Source organism: Agathobacter ruminis, assembly GCF_002735305.1.
In the GTDB taxonomy this organism is placed as follows: domain Bacteria; phylum Bacillota; class Clostridia; order Lachnospirales; family Lachnospiraceae; genus Roseburia; species Roseburia ruminis.
The window spans coordinates 47,205-71,192 of the sequence record NZ_PDYG01000030.1 but is presented as its reverse complement, the minus strand read 5'-3'; the positions used below and the strand labels follow the sequence as shown (position 1 = coordinate 71,192).

Genomic DNA, 23,988 nt, shown 5'->3' with positions numbered 1-23,988 from the left:
AGACTCCGGTCCATCGGACCGGAGCCTATATAAATAAGAAACTATTTATTATCTCTTCAGATTGATTAATTCTTCAAGCAAAGTGTCTGAAGTTGTAATTACTCGTGAGTTTGCCTGGAAACCACGCTGAGTTACAATCATGCTGGTAAATTCACCTGAAAGGTCTACGTTGGACATTTCGAGCTGTCCGGTTGAAATCGATGAACCGTCAGCAGAAATATCAATACCGATACCATCAAATTCACCTGAGTTCAATGTGGTCTGGTAGCAGTTGTCTCCAACCTTCTCAAGACCGGATGCATTTGCAAACTGTGCAGCAGCAATCTGGCACAAAAGAACGGTATTACCATTGTCATATGATCCGTAAATCTTACCGTTTGCATCTACGGAAAGACCGGTCAATGCACCAAGCTTCTTTCCTGCGCCATCACCCTTTGTATCACCCTTAACCGCCTTCAGTGTAGAAGTTCCGCTGTTGTCATAGTTCATGGTTCTTGAGAAATCCACTGAGATATCGCGGAAATTACTGTATACACGACGGTTTGGATCGTTGTCATCAAAGTTTGTGGTAAATAAAGTTGTCAGGTTTGACAATGTCAAAAGCTGCTCTGAAATCAGATTTGCTGTGGTATCGTTGTCTACGCCAACACCACTGATGTTGATGAAAGTACCTTTATTCTGGTCGTAGGTCATGATATAACCGAATTTTTCATCCTGCGCACCATCACCGTTTCCATCGATTGCGGTACCGAAAAGGGTATTGATGTCATCCTGGCTTAATCCTTCAAGGATGGATTTACTGTCGGAATCAATGATATCCTCCAACGTAATCACATATTGTCCGTCAATGGCATTTCCGTTGTCATAATGAGGAACCACATTGAATTTTGCGGTATATGAATAACCGAGGTCATCATAGATACCCAGTGTTACCACATAACCACTACCGGTTACATTGGTATCGTTTTTGTCAAGGACACCTGACATATATGCCTTTGTGGTAGCTTCCGGAGCTGAGGTTGAATTTTCCGGTGACATAACCTGAAGCGGAGAAACGATATCCTTTCTGATATCTCCGGTAGTTTCGTCAACCTGCCATCCCTGCAGCGTATATCCTGTTGAGCTCATGCAAAGGTATCCGTTACCGTCTACATAGAATGAGCCGGCACGTGTGAACATCGTATTGGTTCCGTCCGATACGATGAAGAAATTGGTAGACTGTGCATCAGAAAGCTTTAAGTCGAAAGGATTACCTGTCGATTCCGCAGCACCCGCAGTCTCAATACTGATTGTGGTCGATCCGGTAGCAACACCAAGACCAATCTGATGTGCATTGGTACCACCGACACCGGTTGCACCGTTTCCGGAAGTTGCTCCGGAAGTTGTCTGATACATAATTTCAGAGAATGTAACAGAGCTTGCTTTGAACGCTTCGGTATTTACATTGGCGATGTTGTTACCGATAACATCCATTCTTGTCTGATGTGTCTTAAGTCCGGACACAGCAGAATAAAGTGATCTCATCATAAGGCATAGCCCTCCTGTTTCGGGGCGCCTGTGGCTTTGATTCCTTCTGTCAGTCGGGAATCTTAGCTTCCATAAGGTCCAGCTAATTAATCACAGCGCCATCAATATTTGTAAAAATGTTATTTTCGGTATCCGTCTGATCCATTGCTGTTACAACGGTACGATTCGGTACGTTGACAATGAATGCAAGCGAATCAACCAATACAAGGGAGTCTTTTATCCCTTTCTCGTCTGCCTGATTTACTCCATCTTCGAGACGTACACTCTGCTCTTCTGTCAAAGTGATATTTCTCTCATCCAGACGACTCAATGCATGTTTTGAAAATTTAATACTCGAAACCGGTTCCGAATCAATTCCGAATAATTGTTGTTTCAATACGCTCTCAAATGATATATCGGACGCTACGCTCGAATTGTTTACACCCTTTTTCGATAAATATTGATCCGATATCTGTTCGATGGAGGTAAATTGACCGGCTATTTTATTCATATTGTCTTTCCTCCTGCTCTGCGAAACCTCTATTCACCGTCTTCTGTCGGTGTCTGTCCGTTTTCCTCTTTGTTCTTTTCAGCTGCGTCTGCCGCTGCCTGAAGCTCTTTGATTCGTTCCTCAAGTGCTTTTAAGACTTCTACATCCTTTGCTTCAACAAATTCTTTTTGGTAATCAGACATATTGTCATAAAATTCTCTCGCCTCTTCTACGGCGCCTTTATATGTCAATGTCAGATTGAGCGGATCCGGGAACTGGGATACCATATTGCTAAAGGTCTTTGCGGTTGCAGCTGCATCAAAATATGTATCATCTGCGACAGTATCAAGGGTTGATAATGGATACAGTCCGTTGTTTACGGAAAGCATTACCTCGCCGTTTTCATATAATACATAATCAACACGGCCCTCAACATATTTGGTGTTACCCGTAGTATCTTCTGTTGCAAGAATGACCTGCTTGCCAACCAGTGCAGAGGCCAGTGCATTTTGTTCCGTTTGCTCCAGGGAAAGCGTTGCTTCAAGCTGTGAGAATGTCGCCATCTGTGCAACATAATCGGTATTTGTAGTCGGTTCAAGCGGATCCTGGTATTGCATTTCCGCACAAAGCAGCTGAAGGAACTGATCATATCCGAGATTGGAACCTACCGGTTCTTTTTCTCCTGATTTTGTGTAGGAATAATCCAATTTTCCGTTATTAACATTTGCTACAATTGCCATATTTTTTTCCTTTCTGCGTCGTTTTTTACTATGCAGTCAAATCCATTGTATTGCCGTTGTCACGCATAATCTGTGCCACAAGCATTTCTTCTTCGGACATCAATCCGGAAAGTTCATCCAGCGAATCCAGTCTCAGGCTTCGTCTGGTCTGTTTCTGTGCTTCCTGCATCTGTCCTTCCTGTTGCTGTCTCTGCTGTCCGTCCTCAAGGTTCTTTTCAAATCCGTGTGAGGATACGGTTACCTCAATCGCGTCAACCTTAACACCCTGCTGATTCAGATTCTCGCGTAAAGTAGCCATCTGTGCTTCAAGTACTTCCTTTACCGCATCATTCTGCGCTGCAATATGAGCGGATACCACACCTTCCTTGCTCGAAACCTGCAGGAATACTTTTCCGAGATTCTCCGGATTCAATTGCATTTCCATGGTCGTTGTGTCGGCCTCCAATGTCAGCTTCAGGTTTGATGTAATCTGTTCAAGAATGGATTCCGGATTTGAAATGTATGAATTCAGATAATTGACTGTATTCGATACAAATTCATTAACCGGTACAGATTGCGGAGTCTGGGATGGCTGAATCACCGGTGTTCCAGGTTCGTGCTTCATCTCATGTTCCGACTGATCCGACTCTCTTGACTCAAATCCCTTTGAATCTTCTCTGCGGTCATCCACTTTGACTTCTACCGTTTCCCGTTCCGGAACCGGTTCCTCACTTTCTGTGGTCTGCTCAGAGCGAATCGGTCGTCCCTTTTCCTCCTGTACATAATCCTTTGTGTTGACGGTGGTTTCTTCCATGACAACCGCCATTTCAACCGGGCCTTCTTTTGATTCTGCTTTGGAATCAATCGGTTGTACCACATCTGTCTGTGGCAGGTTTGAGAAATCAATTTCAGTAATCTCTTCAGCGCTAATATCAAAATTCATTTGAGACAATACCTGTGTCATCTCATCCGAATTCAATCCGGTCATATTGCCAAATTCTTCTGTTGCAACTGTCAGCTTGCTCATCAGATTGGCAAAATTGCCATCCATCAGCAATGCCGTAACCGATTCTTCACCGGTCAGTTGTGCAACAACCTGTGCAAGCTGTTGTGGATTCAAAAGCTGTGCAATGGAAATCGAAAGCTCATCGAGCAAATCTGTAATTTCCGTCTCATCCATGCCTGTTTCTTCCTTGATGACAGAGATGATTTTTTCTTTGAATTCAACAATATCTTTTGCGACATCTTCCGTAATCTTCTCGTTCAAATCGTTGCTGTCCTTAGCATCTTTGATATTCAAACGATCTGCTGCGCTTTGATTTGCCTGATATTTCTCGGTTGGTGTAACAGTCTGCATATCATCACTTTGAATCCGGTGGTTGAGATTTGATCCTTGTGATGCAAATCCGGAAAAGAGATTCACAAAGTCAAGACTTTCCGTCTTTTTCCCGGTCTCTGTCACACGCATGTCCAAACTCGGGGTTTGGATAAAATCATTCATACGAAAAAAATCCAAGGCCTATTCCTCCTTTCTTAGATTTTTCCAGGTGGAATAAGCCTTGTATCATTAAGGTTCCATAATCTTTGTGACTTTGCCCGCATTATCGGCATTCATAGCAGCTAAGATATCGGAACTCGCCTGTGTCGACATGGCTTTAAGTATCTTAGCAACCAATTTCAAATCACCGGTCATGGTCTTTGAATCAAAGATTGCTGCCGCTTTCTTCGGATCCATTGAAGAATAGCGGGATGCATACTCTGCAATCTCCTCATCCTCTTGAATTTGCTCAACCACCTGTTTGTATAAGGCCTCTGCATTATCAGGGTCAATGCTTTCATAGTAGGTCTTATATTCTTTTATATCGGGTGCTTGGTCCGAAAAAACAACCTCTTCATAAAATTTTTGTTTTAAATTTTCAAAATCAGCCTGTTCCTGGCGTAATTTGTCCAATTCCGCCAACTCCGATTTCAGATCTTCAATCTCGGAAGCATCCTCGGAATTCTTTTTTTGTGCGGATGCAAGCTGCTTTTCGAGATCCTTGATATAAGCGGTCGCCTCATCAAGGCTGTCAAATGCATATTTGTCAGCTTCCGTACTTTCCGTCAGCTGCACATCCGGGAGAATTTTGTTCACCACAGGCACATCCTTCAGCAGAGGATGCAAAACGGTCGATCCAAAACCACCCACATCAAATTTGATTAATATTCCGAAAATTCCAATCCAAATGGCAATAATCACAAGCGTGACAAAAATCAGCAGGATTTTGCTTCCGACGCTTTCTTTTTCGTCTTCGTCATCTTCCGACTGTGCACTTGCTTTGTCATCCTTGTTTTTTTTGGCTTTCTTGGATTTTTCTTTTTCCTGTTCTTCTTTTAATTCTTCATCTTCAGCTGGCATATGGTTCTCCTATTTTCCGTTGTAAGTATAGCTTACCAATTCGTCGATTTCTTTTGCTTCGGATGCTGCAATTTCGCGTTTGAATTCTTCAAATGCTTTTTCTCTTAATTTTTCCTGAATCTTACGCTCCTGCATCACTTCATTCAATGCGCGTCTGGCATCATTCATCTGTGCTTCGGCACGCCGTGTCTTAATAGTCTGCGCACGCACCAATGTCTTAATCATGGTCACATCCGCTTTCGCATTGTGGATTGCTTTGACATCAAGCGGTCCTTCCATCATATCGCGCAGACGTTTTTCATAATGCATACGGCGCACCATCAAATCCTGCAGTTTTTGCTGCTCCTGTGCATGCTGCTGTGCTGCAAGACTATAGGTAATCTTGGCTTGCGATTCCAGTTTCAATTTGATATCCAATATATTTTGCATACGATATACAAATTTTGCCATCGTCTCACCTCAACAATTAATCTGAGAAAACATCTTCGAGCAGTTGAATTTCCTCATCAAAATTAAATTTCTCATCCGTGCCCTGACAAAGAAATTCATTGACTGCACGGATTTTTTTAATGGCATAATCGATTTCCGGATTGGAACCGCTCTTGTAGGCGCCGATATTAATCAAATCTTCGGCCTCATTGTAAGTTGCCATTACATTTTTTAATTTGCCCGCAAGTGCCTTATGTTCCTTTGTGGCAATTGCAGACATAACTCTCGAAATGGATTGCAAAATATCAATCGCAGGATAATGATTTTTTTGTCCCAGGCGACGGTCCAGCATAATATGACCGTCGAGAATACCACGCGCGGTATCTGTAATCGGCTCGTTAAAATCATCTCCGTCGACGAGGACGGTATACAGTCCCGTAATCGATCCCTTATCGCTGGTGCCTGCCCGTTCGAGCAGCTTTGGCATCTCCGAATATACACTTGGCGGATAGCCTCGTGTTACCGGAGGTTCTCCGGAAGCAAGTCCGATTTCGCGCTGCGCCTGCGAAAAACGCGTCAGCGAATCCATCATCAATAATACATCTTTTCCCTGATCGCGGAAATATTCCGCAACCGCAGTCGCGGTTTTTGCACATTTATTTCGAATCAAAGCAGGTTTGTCGGAAGTTGCCACCACAACCACGGAACGCGCCATACCTTCCGGTCCAAGGTCTCGCTCGATAAATTCACGAACCTCACGGCCTCGCTCTCCAATCAGGGCAATCACATTGATATCTGCCTTGGTATTGCGCGCAAACATTCCAAGCAGGGTACTCTTTCCTACGCCGGATCCGGCAAAGACACCGATTCGCTGCCCTTTTCCGACGGTGATCAGTCCGTCCACCGCCTTTACGCCGAGCGGAAGCACCTCGCTGATGATCTTGCGTCGCATCGGATCCGGAGGATTCTGATTAATCGGATAAGATTTGCCACCACGAAATACGAAATCATCCGTTGGACGACCGATTCCATCGAGTGTATGACCAAGCAATTCTTCGCCTACTAAAACAGATAATGGATGTCCCGTGTTTTCAACGACACATCCAACTCCTACCCCGTCTACACGGTCTACCGGCATCAGAATCAGCTGCGATTCACGGAATCCGACAACCTCCGCCATCACATATTCTGTCATCTCTTTGTCCTGGTAGATTTTGCACAAATCTCCCATCTTTGCTTCCGGTCCGATTGATTCAATTGTAAGTCCGACTACCGTCGATACTTTCCCATAGCTTTTATAAAAAGTCCGTTCCAGCAGGCGGTAATATTTTTTCGTCTCTTGTAGCATATTTTTATTGACTCAATGCGCGCATTTGCATTAACAGATTTTTTAATTGTACATCCATTCCACAATGGTAAATGCCATATTCGGTTTCGATGATGCATGACTCCTCATCCAAAGATGCATCATGCTGCACTTCAATGACCATATCTGTGCCGAATTCTTCGCGTATCTCAGGCAATTTGTCATTGACATATTTTGCATTTTCCGGAGAGACACGTATTTTAAAATTCTTACCGTTTTCAATTCCCAATAAGGTCTTTTGAATCAGGAAAATCAATACTTCTTTTTTGTCTTCCACGAAGATTCCAAAGGTCTGCTCAATCACCTGCGCAAGTGCATCGACAATCTCTGCTTCCATGGTTGCTTCCCGCTCCTGATATTGTGCGGCAAGCGCTTCGCTCTGTTGCTGTAATTGTGCCTCCAGGCCGGATTGCTGCTCCTGCAGGAAATTTTGTGCCTCTTCCTGACCTGCCGAATATCCGGCATCGCGTTGTTGTTCAAACAGATTCTGTGCCTGTGCATTTGCATCTTCCAGAATCTGATCGGCTCTCGCCTGCGCCTCCTGAAGAATGCGGTCAGCTTCCTGCTGTGCCTGCGCAATCAGTTCCTGTGGATCAATCTGCGGTACCTGCTCGACAACATCCGCTTCGAGCCCTGCCTCAAATCCATCTTCATCCGCTTCCGCTGCGTCAAATGATTGTGCTTCAAATTTTTGTGCACCGTTTAATCCGCGCATAACCTCTTCCATGCGGGGATTTGAATTGATGACACGGGCCTTCGTCTGCGGTTTTTGTTGCACATAATTGTATTTAATAAAATTAGACAACGATATCGTCACCTCCGCCACGGGAAATTACGATCTCAGCCTGATCCTCTAACTTACGGATAACACCAACAATCTTCTGCTGAGCCTCTTCTACATCCTTCATACGAACCGGACCCATGAAATCCATATCTTCCTTGATCATTGCAGCAAGACGCTTTGACAGATTTCGGAAAATTGCATTTTGAACATCTTCTCCGGTACTCTTCATTGCAAGTTCAAGATCCGCATTATCTACATCACGCAGCACACGCTGAATCGCACGGTCGTCGAGAAGCAAAATATCTTCGAAGACGAACATCTTCTTGCGGATTTCGTCTGCAAGTTCCGGTTCTTCGATTTCGAGTGATTCCATGATATGTTTTTCTGTACCGCGGTCTACGGAATTCAAAATTTCTACAATTGCATCGACACCACCGACAATGGTGTAATCCTGATTGACAAGCGATGCAAGTTTCTTTTCGAGAACGCGCTCAACTTCTTTGATGACATCAGGAGAAGTCCTGTCCATCATCGCAATACGTTTTGCGACATCCGCCTGCTTATCCGGCGGCAGTGCACCGAGCACCAGTGATGCCTGACTTGCAGACAAATAAGATAAAATCATGGCAATTGTCTGCGGATGCTCGTCCTGAATAAAGTTCAGCAACTGTGACGGTTCTGTCTTTCGAACAAATTCGAACGGGCGTACCTGAAGTGATGCGGTCAGTTTCGCAATTACACCCTGCGCACGATCCTGGCCAAGAGCTTTTTCGAGCAATTCCTTTGCATAGCCAATACCGCCCTCTGCAATATACTGTTGTGCAAGGCACACCTGATAGAATTCATTCAGGACATCTTCTTTATCCTGAGGTGACACGCTGCGCGTATTTGCGATTTCCAGCGTCAATTCTTCAATCTCATCTTCTTTCAGATGCTGAAAAATTGCAGATGCCTTTTCCGGTCCAAGTGTAATCAGCAAAATTGCTGCCTTTTGGGTTCCCGTGTAATCGTCCATGGACATACTCGTTTACTCCAATCGTTTCAGATTCGTTCTTATTGCTTTAGTCCCATTCGTCATTTAACCAGTTGCGTAACAGCAATGCTGCAGCTTCCGGATTCTCGTCGACGAATTTCTCAATCAAAAGTCTGGTCTCAGATTTTTCTGTATAACCAATATTTTCCAGTTCTTCTTCCGCGGTTGCGGTGCTTTCAAGCAAACCATCCACAGAAAGTTCCGGTTCGAGTTCTTCTTCTTTCTGCTTTCTTGTACTGCGGAATACCACATATCCAAGCATTGCAAAAATGAGTACTGCAAGCACAATTTGAAGAATATCGCTCAAACTTCTGCCACCGGATGACTTCGGGACAAATTCCGGCTGCTGATAGCAGATAATCGAAATCGCATCCTGCGAAAAGCCGGTTGCTTTCGATACCATCTGATAAAGATCTTCCGGCGGATCAATCTGAGTCGGCTCGGAATTTGCAGCTTTATATTCCTCAAATGTCATATTGTCCAGTTCCCCGGACTTTTCGAGAATTTCCTCGTCGTAGACAACATATTTGGTGCAGACGATCGAAATAGATGAATTTTCATAATCCACCTTGCCACCTGCACTCTTTTTGGTCGTAATCTTTTCGTTGTTCTGATATTTGGTATCCTTCTGCGAAATCACGCTATAGCTGTTCGCATTTTCTCTGGTCAGAACAGTCGTATCGTCATTGGCATCCGTACCCGGTGTTTGCGCCGAGCCGCCGTATGCTTCCGAATTGTATTCTGAAACCGATCCGATCATACCGTTGGTCTGTCCATCCGGCGGGAAGAACAAATGCTCTACGGTTTCAGCCGTGTCATAATCAACATTCAAATGAGGAACTACCTGCACATTGGAATACATTTGTGATTCCAAAAGCGCATTGCGGATTTCTGACTTGAGCAGATTCTCCTGCTTCTGCTGATAAGAAAGCTGGCTGTTGATCATACCGACAGCACTGTCCGCATCCGCTCCGGAAAACAGAACATTTCGCTTGCTGTCGATAATGGTAATCTTACTGGTGTCATCATTGCCCATCTCTGTTGCAATAAACTGTGCAATTCCATATGCCTGCTCGCTGTCCATTGTATCCTTTAAGGTCAGCACAACAGCAGCAGATCCCTGTTCGTCTTTGGAGAGAATGGTTCCGTCATCCTTTGGCAGATCGATGTCAACCGTTGCATCCTCGATGCCATCGAGCTGCTTTAAGTGATCGGAGAATTTCTTCTCCAAAAAATCCTTGTACAGTTTTGCTTTGTCGCTTTCTGTCTGCGAGAAACTTCCACTGGTAACCTGATTGATATCATAAGCGGCTGCCGAGATATCATTGGCACCGAGCAACAAAATCGCATTGGCCTCATCCTTGTCCAATACGGTAAATACCAAGCCGTCCTTGCTCACCTGATAAGTAATCGATCCGTCCGAATCGAGCAGATCACGCACCTGTGAAGCTTCTTTTGCACTTTCACAAGTCACAAGCGGCACATAGGTTGGTCTTGTTGCAACATACGCCAGGATTATCAGCGAAACCAATACCACGGATGCAATGCTGATCAGCAAAGCCCGTTGCTTCGTGTTAAATTTTTTCCACCATTCAACAATGCGGTCCAAAATTTTTCGAATTCTTTCCGGCATGGTTTCCTCTCCTTTCCTAATCTTTATCCTTTATCCTTTTATACCTGCATTTGCATTATTTCTTTGTAAGAATCAATAATCTTGTCACGCACGGCAACTGTATATTGCAAAGCAACCTGTGCTTTTGCTGCAGCCACCTGCAAGTCATGCGTATTCTCCGAATAACCGAGGGCAAAACGGATTTCTTCTTCCTCCGCCTTGTTCTGCAGGTCATTGGTCTCATCAACTGATTTGAGCATCGAATCAAAAACTGCAGAAAAGCTGTTGTCTCCAACATCTACAAGTCGTTCATTCTTTGCATAATTGTTTACATAATCCGAGGTAATCCCGGTCAGATTTGCAATATCCATAATCTGTCTCCTATCCTGCTATGTACAGATTAGCTCTGTCCGACCTGAAGTCCGGTCTGTGCGAGTTGTTTGCTTGCGTTAAAAGCAGTTGCATTTGCTTCATATGCACGCGTCGCATCAATCAGATTTGTCATTTCCGTAACCACATTTACATTCGGATATAATACATATCCATCCTCGTTGGCATCCGGATTTGACGGATCGTAGGTCATGGTAAAATCGGTTTCTGTGTCATCTTCCACCGAAAATACTTTTACACCGTTTCCAATTGCCGCATTCAGTGAGTGCGAATAAAACTGGCTGAACGGTGTCACCTTTTTTTCGGAAAAAGTTACAATCTTGCGGCGATAAGGTCCGCCGCCCTCTGTGGAAGTTGTATTTACATTTGCAATATTCTCCGCAATGATATCCGTACGAAAGCGCTCTGCAGTCATACCGGTCGCAGAAATATTAAAAGCCTGAAAAAGTCCCATAAGAAGCCTCCTTTCCCTCTTACTTAATTACATCCCGCATTCTGGAAAACTGATTGTTGATGGATGTCGTCAATGCCTGATATTTTAACTGTTCCGATGCAAGTTCAACCTGCTCCACATCGATATCGACATTGTTGCCGTCCAAACGATACGAATAGCTTTCCGTATCCGAAAACGGCTCCGGATTCAATTTGGAGAGATTGACATTGTTGATTTTGTCATCCAATGAATCATAATCCCCCTGCTTTAACTGTGTGCGCAACACAGATTCAAAGTCAAGATCCTTGCGCTTGTAGCCGACGGTATCCACATTTGCGATATTGTTGGTGATGATATTTTCTCTTGTCCAACTGGCGTCAGCTGCCTTCGTCAGAACATCTACATAATTGAATGCGTTCGAATTAAGCATAGGCTCCCCTTCCCAGTACAACATAGTGTACTCAATCATAATTAATTATAATTTATATTTCGGAAAACACAAGTAAATTAGCAAAAAAAATACCAAATATTGTCTTTTTGTAAAAAGCGACCGCAAAATCTAGGGCTTATGCGATTCTCTTTCCATATCTGTGAAATAACAAAAAAGGACCTATGAATCATAAGTCCTTTTACCACCTACTCAATCCCTGAGTGCTTTCATTTAGTTGTGTTTTGTTGCTTCAACCTCTTCAAATAATACATCATTCAGTACTTTGATATAGGTACCTTTCATTCCTGATGAGCGGGATTCAATCACCCCTGCACTCTCGCATTTCTTTAAGGCATTTACAATGACAGAGCGGGTAATTCCAACCTGATCTGCGATACGGCTTGCAACAAGAATGCCTTCGTTGTTTCCGTCCATCTCTTCGAGGACATGGCGGATTGCTTCGAGCTCTGAGAATGATAATGTGCTGATTGCACTGCGCACGATTTGAATCTTACGCGCTTCCTCTTCACTTTCTTCGCTTTCGGAGCGCATCATCTCAAGTCCGACTACGGTAGTTGCATACTCTGTCAGAATGATATCGTCGATTCCGTATTCATCTTCCTCACGATATTCAAACAAAGAACCGAGTCTTTCGCCTGCAATATAAATCGGGCAGATAATCGCACGATATTTCTTGCATGCGGCTTCAAATCCCAATGTTTCGAGATTCACATTTTCCTTTGTGGAGAGAATTCCAAGGAATCTCTCATTCAATGACGCATCAATATATGCGCCGACTTCCCCTGATAAAAGATCTGTAATTGCTTCAACTCCCTTTGTGTTTCGATACCCAAGTACTTTTCCTTTCTTGCTGATAACAAGTACATTGGAGTCTAACACACCTGCCAAGACCTGGCATATGTCGTTAAAAACCACCTTAGAGGAACTGTTATTGTGCAATAATTGGTTGATCTTTCGCGTTTTATCCAGTAACTGAACGCTCATTGCTAGTCTCCTTCTATTTGGTTTTCGAATTGATTGAAATTCGAGTATTTTTTAAAATAATAGCATGTTTTTTCTGACAATTCAACAAAAAAAGGAGAATTTTTTCGTGTACCTGCCACGAAAAAATCCTCCTCTGACTTCAAAAAGTCTTAGAACTTGCCTGCCTTAGCAGCTTCTTCAACCGAAACGGCTACAGCTACAGTTGCTCCAACCATTGGGTTGTTACCCATTCCGATCAATCCCATCATTTCTACGTGAGCCGGAACAGATGAAGATCCTGCGAACTGTGCATCAGAGTGCATACGTCCCATGGTATCGGTCATACCGTAAGAAGCCGGACCTGCTGCCATGTTGTCCGGATGAAGGGTACGTCCTGTACCACCACCGGAAGCTACAGAGAAGTATTTCTTGCCCTGCTCGTTGCATTCCTTCTTGTAAGTTCCTGCTACAGGATGCTGGAAACGTGTTGGGTTTGTTGAGTTACCGGTAATGGAAACGCCAACATTCTCCTTGTGCATGATTGCTACACCTTCCTGAACATCATCAGCACCGTAGCACTTAACGGTTGCACGAAGTCCGTCAGAGTATGGCTTCTCATAGATTACATTTAATTCTGCTGTCTTATAATCATATTTGGTCTCAACATAAGTAAATCCGTTGATACGGGAAATAATCTGAGCAGCATCTTTTCCAAGTCCGTTTAAGATAACGCGAAGAGGCTTCTGGCGAACCTTGTTTGCCTTCTCGGCAATACCGATTGCACCTTCAGCTGCTGCGAAAGACTCATGTCCTGCAAGGAAGCAGAAGCATTCTGTCTCTTCTTCCAATAACATCTTTCCAAGGTTACCATGTCCAAGACCTACCTTACGATGGTCTGCTACAGAACCCGGAATACAGAAGGACTGAAGTCCCTCACCGATTGCAGCTGCAGCATCTGCTGCTCTTCTGCATCCCTTTTTGATTGCGATTGCTGCACCTACAGTGTATGCCCAGCAAGCATTTTCAAAGCAGATTGGCTGAATTTTCTTAACCTGCTCATATACATCAAGACCAGCGTCTTTTGTGATCTTTTCTGCTTCTTCGATGGAAGCGATGCCATAGCTGTTTAATACAGCGTTGATCTGGTCGATTCTTCTTTCGTATGATTCAAATAATGCCATTTTATGTCTCTCCTTTCCTGATTACTCTACACGAGGGTCAATGATCTTTACTGCACCCTGCTCAGGAGTTACGCGACCGTATGATCCGGAAGCCTTTTCCCATGCTGTGTTCGCATCATCACCCTTCTTGATAAAGTCAGTCATCTTTCCAAGAGAAACGAACTGATATCCAATTACTTCATTATCTTTGTCAAGTGCGATACCGGTTACATAACCTTCTGCCATTTCAAGGTAACGAACACCCTTCTCCTTGGTTGCATACATGGTACCAACCTGAGAACGAAGTCCCTTTCCTAAATCTTCAAGTCCTGCACCGACTGCAAGTCCGTCATCGGAGAAAGCAGACTGTGTACGACCGTAAACGATCTGTAAGAATAACTCTCTCATAGCAGTATTGATTGCATCACATACAAGGTCTGTATTCAAAGCCTCGAGAATGGTCTTTCCCTGAAGGATTTCTGCTGCCATAGCTGCAGAATGTGTCATTCCGGAACATCCGATTGTCTCAACGAGAGCTTCTTCAATAACTCCGTTCTTTACATTGAGGGAAAGCTTGCAGGCACCCTGCTGTGGTGCACACCAGCCTACACCATGTGTAAAACCGGAGATATCCTCAATCTTCTTTGCGTGGACCCACTTTCCTTCTTCAGGAATAGGAGCAGGCTCATGCTTTGCACCCTTAGCAATTGGGCACATGTTCTCAACTTCTTTTGTGTAAATCATGTTAAGACTCCTTTCGATATTATGTTGTTATCTTTTTAACAGACTGTGGTTATTATACTTTTATTTTCAAAGTCTGTCTAGGTTTTTTTGGTATGTTAGTGCTTTTCCACTACATTTTTTTCATCCTTAAAAATATGATTTTCAGGAATCACAAAGCGTACACGGCTGAGTGGATAAATCTGACATCCTCTTCCGATGACCGTACCCGGATTCAAAACACTGTTGCAGCCCACTTCCACATAGTCGCCGAGCATGGCACCAACCTTCTTTCGATTTGTCGGCAGTTCCTCTTTCGTATCATAGGCATCCTTGATTACCACAAGCGATTTGTCGCTCTTGACATTCGAGGTAATCGATCCGGCTCCCATATGGGATTTGTATCCCAGAATCGAGTCGCCAACATAATTATAATGCGGCACCTGTACGGTGTCAAAAATGATATCATTTTTGATTTCTGTGGAATTGCCGACTACCGAGCCTTTTCCGATGATGGCGCTTCCGCGCACATAGGCACAGTGGCGGATTTCGGCCTCCTCATCGATAATGAGCGGCCCGTTCAGGCATGCAGTTTCAGCAACGGTTGCACTTTTGGCGATCCAGATATTCTCCTCCTTTTGCTCGAAGCGTTCAGGGTCCAGCTTCGGACCGAGTTCGAGAATAAAATCACTGATTCCGGCCAGCGCCTCCCACGGATATTCAAATTGTGCAAGATATTCTCCCGCAATTGTTTTTGTTAAATCATACAAATGAGAAATCTTTGCGTTTTCCATTATTCATTACCTTCCTCTTCTTCGCGATGCATTTGCTCTATCATCTCCGAAATTTCATTCATATCCTGTTCATTGACCGGACCAAACGGCGTAGTCTCCGCCGTTGTTTCGCGCACAACAGGATTGCCCTGCGCATCCATAAAGCCGTCTCCTTCACTTTCAAAGTCGTATCCGATTTGTCCATTTTCCCATTTGAGGCAGGCATCAAAGATATTTCCTGCTTTGGAGCAAAATCCGACAATCTTTTTCGAAGACTTCCCGTTGGCAAGAATTTCTGCAACAACCTGTTCTGACAGTTCCTGTTTGCCTATGGTATGCCAGAATTTTGTACCGCATTCGCATTCATATTGCCATTGACCGCGCTTCATCTTTTGATGGCAGGACGGACATTCTATTTCGGAATCAACCGGCTTTGGCTTCTCCGGAAAATCAAATTTAATTTCTCCTTCATCTGTCAGTTTCAAACCGGCAGCAAATTTGATTCCGGTCTTTGCGACAAAACCTTCGATTGGTGCTGTCTTTTTGAGTGTCAAAAGTTCCAGCAACTGATTTTCTTTTAATTTTACGGATGCAATCTCACCTACGCGGAAATCGCATGTCGATTCTTCCGGATTTCTTTTCCGGTTGACGCAGGAATATCCCCACGGCATAATCGCAATATTGCCCCCGCATTTCGGGCATTTCGCATCTTTGACCAGTTTTGGCTCGAGGTCGTCAAAGTCAAATTTCAGCCCCGTCACTTTACCGTCTTCATCCTTCGAAAGTGCGATGCGCGCATCAAATTTCTTTTTTGACTTTGATTTAAAGCCCCGGATTGTCTCGGTTCTGCCCTCCTCGATCAGCTGTTTCATCTGCTTTTCGTTCAGCGATTTGCCGCACAGTTCCCCTACGGAAAATTTACAGCCTTCGCCCTCTTTGACATAATTGCTGCATCGGTAGCCGTATTGTGTCACAATCACTTTGCCGCCGCAGGACGGGCATGGCACATCAAGTATTTTATCTTCGACATGCTCAAAGTCAAAAACAATCTGTTCTTTTTGATTCTCATCCGGCTTTAGCATCAGGCAGGCATCGAATTTCTTTCCGTTTTTGGATTTGAATCCGCGAATGGTATCCGTGTGCTTTTCCGTCAACAGCTGACGCAGATTGGCTTCCGTCAGTTTTTTACCGGCAATTTCCCCGACTGAAAACCGACAGCTGTTCTCATCATCGCGTCTGTAATTGTCACATCCGAATCCAAACGGTGTCTTTTTGATGGCACCTCCGCACCATGGGCAGGTCACATCTTTGATGATCTGCTCTTCGACATTTTCGAAGTCAAAGACAATTTCTTCCTGCCCCTGTTCATTTTTCTTTAAAACCAGACAGGCATCAAACTTTTTACCGTTCTTGGATTTGAATCCGCGAATGGTATCCGTGCGCTTTTCCGTCAATAGCTGGCGGAATACGGCTTCCGGAATCGTCTTGCCTGCAATCTCTCCGACTGAGAATTTACAGCCTTCGCCTTCTTTGACATAATTGCTGCATCGATAACCGAAATGGGTCTTGCACATCGGTGCGCCACACCATGGGCAGTTCAGATCCTCCATCGGTTCCGGGCGGACATCTTCAAAAGCAAAATCAATATGATAGCGCTTCTGTTCGCCTTCTTCCCATGTCATGACAAGTGCAGCATCAAACCGACTTCCTTTTTTTGAAACAAATCCCTTGACGACATCGGTCTTGTTTTTTTCAATCAGATCTTTGTATTGTCCATCCGACAAGGTCACACCGGCAATTTCTCCGATATTAAAATTACATCCGCTTTTGTCCGGTTTGTAATTGGAGCAGCCCACTCCGAACGGTGTCGTCACAATATCGCCTCCGCAAAGCGGGCAGGACACGCCGATTTTGCGTCTTGCACCTGCGCCTTTTCCATCACGATCCGCAAAATTGCTGATGCGTTCAGCGAGGTCTGACTCAATATTCTGCCCGATCATCTTGACGGTCTCATCATGGATGAATTTTTCCAGTTTGGTGCGATATTCCAGATATTCCACGGTACCGTTTGTGATGCCGTCAAGTCCTTTTTCCCAGGATGCCGTCATCTTGGGATTTAACAATGCAGGTACCGTCATGGATACCACTTCAAATACCATTTCTCCGAATTTGGCAGGGGTCAAAATCTGTGCCTTATTCTGATTCAGATATCCGATATCAACCAGTTTCTTGATGATTTCCGCACGTGTCGCGGAGGTACCGATTCCGGAACCTTTGATCTGTGCACGCAATTCTTCGTCTTCAATCAGCTGTCCGGCATTTTCCATGGCAAGCACCATGGAACCTGAGGTATATCGCTTCGGTGGAGACGTCTTTCCGAATCCGATTTCATATCCACCAACAGAAACCGTATCTCCTTTTTGCAGAGATTCCGCCAGCTTTAACAATGCTTCCGGATCGGTTTTGTCTTCCGTATCCTCCTCGTTCTCCGCATTCTCTTCCTTTGCATCGCCTTCTTTTTTCTTTGGAAGTCCTGCGATTTCGAGATATCCCGGATTTTTAAGGGTCTTTGCCGAAGCAAAGAACGATTCCGTATCTGCCTTAATACATAATTTCACATTGTCATATTCCGCAGCCGGATAAAAAATGCTCAAAAATCTGCGGACAATCATATCAAATACTTTTGCTTCCAACTCATTTAAGTGGGACAGTTCCGTCAACTGTCCGGTTGGAATAATCGCATAGTGATCCGTAATTTTGCTGTCGTCTGTATATTGCGAATTCGCAATCTGCGCATGCAAATGCTTTTGCATAATCGTTTCACAATATTGGGCAGTCGGTTCATAGCCCTTCAGCCGACTGATATTCCTGCCGATTTCGCCTGCAATTGCCGTCGAGAGCACACGTGCGTCCGTACGCGGATAGGTGGTCAGCTTCTTTTCATATAAGGACTGCGCCACATTGAGTGTCTCATCCGGCGAAATCTTAAATCTCTTTGTACATTCCGCCTGCAATTCCGCGAGATTGAATAACAGCGGTGCCTTTTTGCGCGAGGTAAAGCGCTCGATGGAATCCACATGCGCCTCTTTGCCCACCAATTCGCCAATCAGCTTTTGCGCTGTTGCCTCTTCTTTAAAGCCATTCTCCTTATAGAGCAGCGGCGACTCAAAATAGCGGGAGCCCTCGACTGCTTTCCATTCTCCGATGATTCCCGCATCGGTAAAGCGTCCTATAACACGATAAAACGGAGTGCCGTTAAAATTGCGGATTTCCCGCTCGCGAATGACTACCATGCCAAGTACACAGGTCATGACACGGCCGACCGCAATTGCGGCATATTTGTGGGTAGCCGCAGCATTGTTCAACAGTCTTCCGTATTTGACCGACATCACGCGGGAAAAATTAATTCCCATCGCATAATCCTCGATTGTTCGCATGATTCCGGACAATCCGAGATTCGCATAATCCTCCATCGGACGCGCCTCACGGATTCCGCGCAGAATTTCCTCCTCCGTCTGGGAATCAATCCAGACACGGAGCTCTTTCATGCCTTCACGCACCCCTCCGTAATTGCGAATGTTTTCCTCGATGGTTTGTCCTTCTTTTCCGGCATCACCGGCCCAGTAAACCGTATCAATGTCTTCTCTTTGCAGCAGTCCATGCACAATATCATATTGCTTGGACACGCTCTCAATGACATGATATTTGTAATCTTTCGGTAAAAAAGGTAAGTCTTCCAGCTTCCATTCTTTGTATTTTAAATCGTAATCTTCCGGATAAACCAGTCCCACGAGATGACCGACGCACCAGGAAATTACATATTCCGTATTTTCGATATAACCGTCCTGGCGACCGTTTACATGCAATACAGCCGCAAACTCCCGCGCCACCGACGGTTTCTCGGTAATGATTAACTTTTTGCCCATTGCTTCCTCTCTTGATTTTTATTTTGAAATCAAAATTAGAGTTCTCTCATATCAATCAATTCAAGAGTCGCATCTTCTTTGGCAAGTTGTACCAGCTGTGGATCGAATGCTTTTGCGGAAAACAGATAGATATGATCTGCACTGACGCGTGCAAGCGCCATAGTTTTCTTTAATTCTTCAAGCATATCCACAGTCATAACCAGCTTTTCCCAGTTACACAGACCGACAATCATCCGTCTGTCGGTACTTTTTGCAATAATATCAATATTGCCGTTCTTGCCAATCCAGCTTCCCATTTTGCTGATATCAATCGGCAAACGCTTCATCTGATTCAGGAGTGACAAATACTCCTTACATACCTCGATGAAGTAGCGATTCAGATAAGCATCCAGATTCTTTGCAATATATTTGTCATAAAAATCAGACGCAGAAAGGATTTGCAGATCGGAAAGATGCGGATATACAAAGCGATACCAGAAATTGACAAAGGTATCCGAAATCCGGTAAACACCTTTTTTCGCCTGATCCATTCCGCCTGTTTCTACGGATTGCTGCTTTTCGATGATATCGAATTGCGCAAGATTTTTCATATAAACACTGATTTTTGCGCGGGAAAATCCGGTTTCCTCATACAAGTCGTTCAATTTGTCTTTGCCGGACGCAATCGTGGACAGAATGGTATTGTAAACTGCAAGTTCACGCAATTCGGCAGAGATAATATTCTCTGCGGCCTCATACAGATATCCGCCTTCTGTCAAAACCAGATCGCAGATGTTCTGCTTAAAATTCTTTTTGCGGTTCCAACGGCTCAAATAGCCCGGAACACCGCCCAAAACGCCATACAGCGAAACCGTATCGCTGACAGACATCTCAGGAAATGCGCGTACCACATCAAGGAAAGACCAGTCCGTCATCTTATGTACATCCGAAAAGGCCTGCTTCATCTTAGAATGCTCTGCAAGCACCGTCTGCTCCGCCCATACAATCGATGAACTTGTCAAAATAATCATCACCGGACCCGGATACAATTTGCGCTCTTTCAATTCAACAATTGCCTCCCAGAACGTCTCATCCTTTTTCATGATATGATGTGCTTCCTGAATGACAATTACGAGTTTGCTCGGTCCGTTGCTCTTCACGCGTTTGAAATATTCGCGATAAGTCTGTTCCTGTAAATGAACACCATACTGGCGTGCAATTTCATCCCCCATCATGGCAAGCTGAGCTTTTTCAGACGCGCGGCGCGCATGATAAAAGAAAAACCGCTTGTCTTTGATAAATTCTTTCATCAGATTGCTCTTTTCTGAATCTTTTTTGCCATATAAGAACACCAGCTGATTGCCATTTTGTTCATATAAAGCCTCTAATCTTTTCAATTCTGCCGTTTTTACTATCATTTTATTTATCCTCCAAACAACTTGCTTAACGCATCGAAAATTATATCATTTTTTAATTTTTTTCACAATAAAAAACAGGAAACTTCTTATGAAGTTTCCTGAAAATTTTTAAATCAAAAGACTTTTTATTTTTTTGTGATATATCCCTGTGCTTTCAGAAGTTCTGCACATAATACAGCTCCGCCGGCAGCGCCGCGAACAGTATTGTGAGAAAGTCCCACGAACTTCCAGTCATAGACTGTATCTTCTCTCAAACGGCCTACCGAAATGCCCATTCCGTTTTCGTAATTGACATCTTCCGCAACCTGTGGACGGTTATCCTCTTCGAGATACTGGATAAACTGCTTCGGTGCACTTGGCAGATTCAGTTCCTGCGGAACACCCGAATAGCTGCGAAGCCTTTCAATCAGCTGTTCCTTGGTCGGCTGCTTCTTGAATTTTACAAATACCGAAGCGGTATGACCGTTCAATACAGGAACACGGATACACTGTGCGGTAATCAGCGGAGAGGTTGCAGGAACAATCTCCTTCTTCTCATCATCCACATATCCCCATACACGAAGCGGCTCTTTCTCGGATTTTTCTTCTTCACCACCGATGAACGGAATAATGTTTCCAACCATTTCCGGCCAGTCCTTGAAAGTCTTGCCTGCACCTGAGATTGCCTGATAAGTAGAAACAACTACTTCGTATGGTTCAAATTCTTTCCATGCGGTCAGGACCGGTGCATAAGACTGGATTGAGCAGTTTGGCTTTACTGCCACGAATCCACGCTTGGTGCCAAGACGCTCTCTCTGATATTTGATTACTTCCATATGTTCCGGATTGATTTCCGGAACCACCATCGGAACGTCCTTTGTCCAGCGGTGTGCACTGTTATTGGAAACAACAGGTGTCTCAGTCTTTGCATACGCTTCCTCAATTGCTTTGATTTCTTCCTTGGACATATCCACTGCGGAGAAAACGAAATCTACTTCGGATGCAACCTGCTCCACCTCATTGACATTCTTTACCACAATATTCTTAACAGCCTGCGGCATCGGAGTATCCATCTTCCAACGATCACCGATTGCTTCTTCATATGTTTTGCCCGCACTTCTCGGACTTGCTGCAATCACAGTCACCTCAAACCATGGATGATTTTCCAGCAAAGAGATAAATCTTTGACCAACCATTCCGGTTCCGCCTAAAATACCAACTTTTAATTTCTCACTCATTTGATTTCCTCTTTCCGTGTCCGTCTGTCGCGAACAACTGTTTTTGTGTTAGATAATATATTATCGGAATCCGATTAAAAAAACAAGGAATGTGAAAATAGAAAAAATGTAGTTTTTTTCAGTTTTTCTGTTCAATATGCACAATCCGATTCCATATTATTTCAAATAGTCTTCATACTTTGCAATCACCTGCTCCATTGCTGTGCGGGATGGAGCGCCGATTGTCAATCTGGTATTGACACAGGTCTCCATTGAAATTGCATCATAAATATCATTTTCAAAAACCGGACTGATCTGCTTTAATTCCTCCATGGACAGATCGTCAATGGCACAATTCTTTTCGATGCAATAAAGCACCAGACGTCCAACAATTCCGTGTGCATCGCGGAATGCCACGCCATGCTTCACCAGATAATCTGCGGCATCCGTTGCATTGGTAAATCCGTTATTGGCAGATTTGCGCATATTGTCCTTACAGAAAGTCAGTGTCTTTAACATTCCGTCAAATAATGCAATGCATCCTTTTGCGCTATCCATCGCATCAAAAGACAGTTCCTTATCTTCCTGCATATCTTTGTTATATGCAAGCGGAATGCCCTTCATCGTGGTCAAAAGAGACATCAGCGCTCCATAAACTCGTCCGGTCTTGCCGCGCACGAGTTCTGCAATATCCGGATTTTTCTTTTGAGGCATAATGCTGCTTCCGGTGCTGTATGCGTCGTCAATTTCCACAAACTGATATTCATTGGAATTCCAGATAATGATTTCTTCCGAGAAACGGGAAAGATGCATCATCACGATGGAAAGCGCATTCAAAAATTCAATCAGATAATCGCGATCGGACACGCCGTCCATACTGTTTAAGGTCGGACCGTAAAAATCGAGAAGTTCTGCGGTATATTCACGGTCAAGCGGATATGTGGTTCCTGCAAGTGCACCGGATCCGAGCGGACAATAATTCATGCGCTCATAGATATCATGCATACGGCTTCTGTCACGGCGGAACATTTCAAAATATGCACCCATATGGTGCGCCAGTGTAATCGGCTGTGCCTTTTGCAAATGGGTAAATCCCGGCATAATGGTATCCAGATTTTCTTTCATAATGCCAAGGATGGTCTCCAGCAAAGACTTTAACAATTCATCCGTCTCCTGCACCTGTTTACGGGTATACATACGCATATCCAAAGCAACCTGATCGTTGCGGCTTCTACCGGTATGCAGCTTTTTGCCGACATCTCCGATCCGGTCAATCAATGTTGCCTCAACAAAGCTGTGAATATCTTCATAGGCATTGGAGATTTCGAGCCTGCCGGCTTTCACATCGTCGAGAATTCCATGCAGTCCCTGCGCAATCTGCTTTCCTTCTTCCTCAGTGAGAATGCCCTGTTTTGTCAGCATTTTTACATGTGCCATACTTCCTGTGATATCTTCTTGATAGAACTTCTGATCAAAAGAAATGGAAGCATTAAAATTATAAACAAGTTGATCGGTCTCTTTGGTAAATCTGCCGCCCCATAATTGTGCCATAGCAGTACTCCTTTCTCTTAGTGCATTTTTTGTGCTATCTCGCGGTCCCTCTGCTCTTTGGAGAACACACAACCGCAATAATATTGTCGGTACATCCCGTATTCACGGGATATTTCCGTTGATTTCTTGTATCCTTCTTTTTTCTTAAAGTCCGAAAACAAATATAAAATATCATATTTTTCGGCAAGTTCGCCACCGATTTCATTTAATTTGGCAGCATTTTTTAATGGGCTGATTGAAAGTGTCGTCGTAAAATAATCAAACTGATTTTGTTTTGCATATTCAGCCGTCTTTTCAAGCCGCAAACGGTAACAGAGGAAACAGCGTTCTCCTCCTTCCGGCTCCTTTTCATATCCCCTGATATAGTCATAGAATTCTTTCGGATCAAACGGACCTTCCACAAAGGATACAGGATGTTTCACCGGGAATTGCTCTATAAACCGCTTTTGCTCTGCAGCGCGGCATGCATACTCTTCCGGTGGATAGATATTGGGATTAAAATAATATACCGTCACGGAAAAATATTCGCTCAATGTCTGAATGCAATAGGTGCTGCATGGTCCGCAGCAACTGTGCAGGAGCAGCTTCGGTACAGCTTCGTTCTGCCGTATCTTTGCAATTTCTTCTTCCATGCGCTTTTGATAATTGATTTGATTCATAAAAATCTTCCTCAACTTTGCTACTTTATCTC

The 23,988-nt window shown here is 44.1% G+C and carries 22 protein-coding genes; all 22 read right to left on the bottom strand.

Translation table 11 applies throughout. The features are described 5' to 3' along the window. Positions 1-48: 48 nt before the first annotated feature. Complete coding sequence (locus CSX02_RS06295) at positions 49-1,527, bottom strand: flagellar hook protein FlgE (RefSeq protein ID WP_031545731.1); 1,479 nt, start codon at positions 1,525-1,527, stop codon at positions 49-51. Positions 1,528-1,609: 82 nt separating this feature from the next. Next, the gene (locus CSX02_RS06290; RefSeq protein ID WP_099386031.1) at positions 1,610-2,017 is read right to left on the bottom strand and encodes a TIGR02530 family flagellar biosynthesis protein; all 408 of its coding nucleotides are present in this window, start codon (positions 2,015-2,017) and stop codon (positions 1,610-1,612) included. Between the two features lie 29 nt (positions 2,018-2,046). Further along, on the bottom strand, positions 2,047-2,736 hold the full coding sequence (locus tag CSX02_RS06285) for a flagellar hook capping FlgD N-terminal domain-containing protein (RefSeq protein WP_099386030.1): 690 nt from the start codon (positions 2,734-2,736) through the stop codon (positions 2,047-2,049). Positions 2,737-2,764: 28 nt separating this feature from the next. Beyond that, positions 2,765-4,231 carry a flagellar hook-length control protein FliK gene (locus CSX02_RS06280; RefSeq protein WP_099386029.1) on the bottom strand — a complete coding sequence of 489 codons (1,467 nt, stop codon included), beginning with the start codon at positions 4,229-4,231 and terminating at the stop codon, positions 2,765-2,767. 51 nt (positions 4,232-4,282) lie between these two features. Continuing rightward, complete coding sequence (locus CSX02_RS06275) at positions 4,283-5,113, bottom strand: MotE family protein (protein WP_031545739.1); 831 nt, start codon at positions 5,111-5,113, stop codon at positions 4,283-4,285. A 9-nt stretch (positions 5,114-5,122) separates the two neighbouring features. Then, positions 5,123-5,563, bottom strand: a complete 441-nt coding sequence (gene fliJ / locus CSX02_RS06270) for a flagellar export protein FliJ (protein ID WP_031545741.1) — start codon at positions 5,561-5,563, stop codon at positions 5,123-5,125. Positions 5,564-5,579: 16 nt separating this feature from the next. After that, positions 5,580-6,890, bottom strand: a complete 1,311-nt coding sequence (gene fliI / locus CSX02_RS06265; protein ID WP_031545743.1) for a flagellar protein export ATPase FliI — start codon at positions 6,888-6,890, stop codon at positions 5,580-5,582. Positions 6,891-6,894: 4 nt separating this feature from the next. Next, positions 6,895-7,713, bottom strand: a complete 819-nt coding sequence (locus CSX02_RS06260) for a FliH/SctL family protein (protein ID WP_051638025.1) — start codon at positions 7,711-7,713, stop codon at positions 6,895-6,897. Next, the gene (fliG, locus tag CSX02_RS06255; protein WP_099386028.1) at positions 7,706-8,713 is read right to left on the bottom strand and encodes a flagellar motor switch protein FliG; all 1,008 of its coding nucleotides are present in this window, start codon (positions 8,711-8,713) and stop codon (positions 7,706-7,708) included. The genes CSX02_RS06260 and fliG overlap by 8 nt, the downstream gene beginning before the upstream one ends. Before the next feature lie 40 nt (positions 8,714-8,753). Further along, positions 8,754-10,358 carry a flagellar M-ring protein FliF C-terminal domain-containing protein gene (locus CSX02_RS06250; protein WP_099386027.1) on the bottom strand — a complete coding sequence of 535 codons (1,605 nt, stop codon included), beginning with the start codon at positions 10,356-10,358 and terminating at the stop codon, positions 8,754-8,756. Positions 10,359-10,396: 38 nt separating this feature from the next. Next, positions 10,397-10,708 carry a flagellar hook-basal body complex protein FliE gene (fliE, locus tag CSX02_RS06245; RefSeq protein WP_031545751.1) on the bottom strand — a complete coding sequence of 104 codons (312 nt, stop codon included), beginning with the start codon at positions 10,706-10,708 and terminating at the stop codon, positions 10,397-10,399. Positions 10,709-10,737: 29 nt separating this feature from the next. Continuing rightward, on the bottom strand, positions 10,738-11,181 hold the full coding sequence (flgC, locus tag CSX02_RS06240; protein WP_031545753.1) for a flagellar basal body rod protein FlgC: 444 nt from the start codon (positions 11,179-11,181) through the stop codon (positions 10,738-10,740). Between the two features lie 19 nt (positions 11,182-11,200). Next, entirely contained in the window at positions 11,201-11,590 is a 390-nt protein-coding gene (flgB, locus tag CSX02_RS06235; RefSeq protein ID WP_031545756.1) for a flagellar basal body rod protein FlgB, read from the bottom strand. A 231-nt stretch (positions 11,591-11,821) separates the two neighbouring features. After that, positions 11,822-12,595, bottom strand: coding sequence for a GTP-sensing pleiotropic transcriptional regulator CodY (gene codY / locus CSX02_RS06230; RefSeq protein ID WP_031545759.1), 774 nt, complete (start codon positions 12,593-12,595; stop codon positions 11,822-11,824). 149 nt (positions 12,596-12,744) lie between these two features. Then, a complete protein-coding gene (locus tag CSX02_RS06225) occupies positions 12,745-13,755 on the bottom strand; it encodes a GGGtGRT protein (RefSeq protein WP_031545762.1) in 1,011 nt (336 codons plus the stop codon). Positions 13,756-13,776: 21 nt separating this feature from the next. Further along, positions 13,777-14,478 carry an iron-sulfur cluster assembly scaffold protein gene (locus CSX02_RS06220; protein WP_031545765.1) on the bottom strand — a complete coding sequence of 234 codons (702 nt, stop codon included), beginning with the start codon at positions 14,476-14,478 and terminating at the stop codon, positions 13,777-13,779. A 95-nt stretch (positions 14,479-14,573) separates the two neighbouring features. Next, positions 14,574-15,248 carry an LbetaH domain-containing protein gene (locus CSX02_RS06215; protein WP_099386026.1) on the bottom strand — a complete coding sequence of 225 codons (675 nt, stop codon included), beginning with the start codon at positions 15,246-15,248 and terminating at the stop codon, positions 14,574-14,576. Next, positions 15,248-19,153 (bottom strand): DNA topoisomerase III, encoded by a 3,906-nt coding sequence (locus CSX02_RS06210; protein ID WP_099386025.1) that lies wholly within the window; start codon positions 19,151-19,153, stop codon positions 15,248-15,250. The genes CSX02_RS06215 and CSX02_RS06210 overlap by 1 nt, the downstream gene beginning before the upstream one ends. A gap of 35 nt (positions 19,154-19,188) precedes the next feature. Next, positions 19,189-20,550 (bottom strand): ATP-binding protein, encoded by a 1,362-nt coding sequence (locus tag CSX02_RS06205; protein ID WP_099386024.1) that lies wholly within the window; start codon positions 20,548-20,550, stop codon positions 19,189-19,191. A 125-nt stretch (positions 20,551-20,675) separates the two neighbouring features. After that, on the bottom strand, positions 20,676-21,767 hold the full coding sequence (gene asd, locus CSX02_RS06200; RefSeq protein WP_031545776.1) for an aspartate-semialdehyde dehydrogenase: 1,092 nt from the start codon (positions 21,765-21,767) through the stop codon (positions 20,676-20,678). Between the two features lie 156 nt (positions 21,768-21,923). Continuing rightward, on the bottom strand, positions 21,924-23,297 hold the full coding sequence (argH, locus tag CSX02_RS06195) for an argininosuccinate lyase (protein ID WP_099386023.1): 1,374 nt from the start codon (positions 23,295-23,297) through the stop codon (positions 21,924-21,926). A 17-nt stretch (positions 23,298-23,314) separates the two neighbouring features. Continuing rightward, positions 23,315-23,956, bottom strand: coding sequence for an epoxyqueuosine reductase QueH (locus CSX02_RS06190; protein ID WP_099386022.1), 642 nt, complete (start codon positions 23,954-23,956; stop codon positions 23,315-23,317). Positions 23,957-23,988 lie beyond the last annotated feature (32 nt).

Excerpts from the sequence above, each read along its gene's own strand:
- CSX02_RS06295 (WP_031545731.1), bottom strand. The coding sequence starts at position 1,527 with ATGATGAGATCACTTTATTCTGCTGTGTCCGGACTTAAGACACATCAG.
- CSX02_RS06290 (WP_099386031.1), bottom strand. The coding sequence starts at position 2,017 with ATGAATAAAATAGCCGGTCAATTTACCTCCATCGAACAGATATCGGAT.
- CSX02_RS06285 (WP_099386030.1), bottom strand. The coding sequence starts at position 2,736 with ATGGCAATTGTAGCAAATGTTAATAACGGAAAATTGGATTATTCCTAC.
- CSX02_RS06275 (WP_031545739.1), bottom strand. The coding sequence starts at position 5,113 with ATGCCAGCTGAAGATGAAGAATTAAAAGAAGAACAGGAAAAAGAAAAA.
- fliJ (WP_031545741.1), bottom strand. The coding sequence starts at position 5,563 with ATGGCAAAATTTGTATATCGTATGCAAAATATATTGGATATCAAATTG.
- fliI (WP_031545743.1), bottom strand. The coding sequence starts at position 6,890 with ATGCTACAAGAGACGAAAAAATATTACCGCCTGCTGGAACGGACTTTT.
- fliG (WP_099386028.1), bottom strand. The coding sequence starts at position 8,713 with ATGTCCATGGACGATTACACGGGAACCCAAAAGGCAGCAATTTTGCTG.
- CSX02_RS06250 (WP_099386027.1), bottom strand. The coding sequence starts at position 10,358 with ATGCCGGAAAGAATTCGAAAAATTTTGGACCGCATTGTTGAATGGTGG.
- fliE (WP_031545751.1), bottom strand. The coding sequence starts at position 10,708 with ATGGATATTGCAAATCTGACCGGGATTACCTCGGATTATGTAAACAAT.
- flgC (WP_031545753.1), bottom strand. The coding sequence starts at position 11,181 with ATGGGACTTTTTCAGGCTTTTAATATTTCTGCGACCGGTATGACTGCA.
- flgB (WP_031545756.1), bottom strand. The coding sequence starts at position 11,590 with ATGCTTAATTCGAACGCATTCAATTATGTAGATGTTCTGACGAAGGCA.
- codY (WP_031545759.1), bottom strand. The coding sequence starts at position 12,595 with ATGAGCGTTCAGTTACTGGATAAAACGCGAAAGATCAACCAATTATTG.
- CSX02_RS06225 (WP_031545762.1), bottom strand. The coding sequence starts at position 13,755 with ATGGCATTATTTGAATCATACGAAAGAAGAATCGACCAGATCAACGCT.
- CSX02_RS06220 (WP_031545765.1), bottom strand. The coding sequence starts at position 14,478 with ATGATTTACACAAAAGAAGTTGAGAACATGTGCCCAATTGCTAAGGGT.
- CSX02_RS06215 (WP_099386026.1), bottom strand. The coding sequence starts at position 15,248 with ATGGAAAACGCAAAGATTTCTCATTTGTATGATTTAACAAAAACAATT.
- CSX02_RS06210 (WP_099386025.1), bottom strand. The coding sequence starts at position 19,153 with ATGGGCAAAAAGTTAATCATTACCGAGAAACCGTCGGTGGCGCGGGAG.
- CSX02_RS06205 (WP_099386024.1), bottom strand. The coding sequence starts at position 20,550 with ATGATAGTAAAAACGGCAGAATTGAAAAGATTAGAGGCTTTATATGAA.
- asd (WP_031545776.1), bottom strand. The coding sequence starts at position 21,767 with ATGAGTGAGAAATTAAAAGTTGGTATTTTAGGCGGAACCGGAATGGTT.
- argH (WP_099386023.1), bottom strand. The coding sequence starts at position 23,297 with ATGGCACAATTATGGGGCGGCAGATTTACCAAAGAGACCGATCAACTT.
- CSX02_RS06190 (WP_099386022.1), bottom strand. The coding sequence starts at position 23,956 with ATGAATCAAATCAATTATCAAAAGCGCATGGAAGAAGAAATTGCAAAG.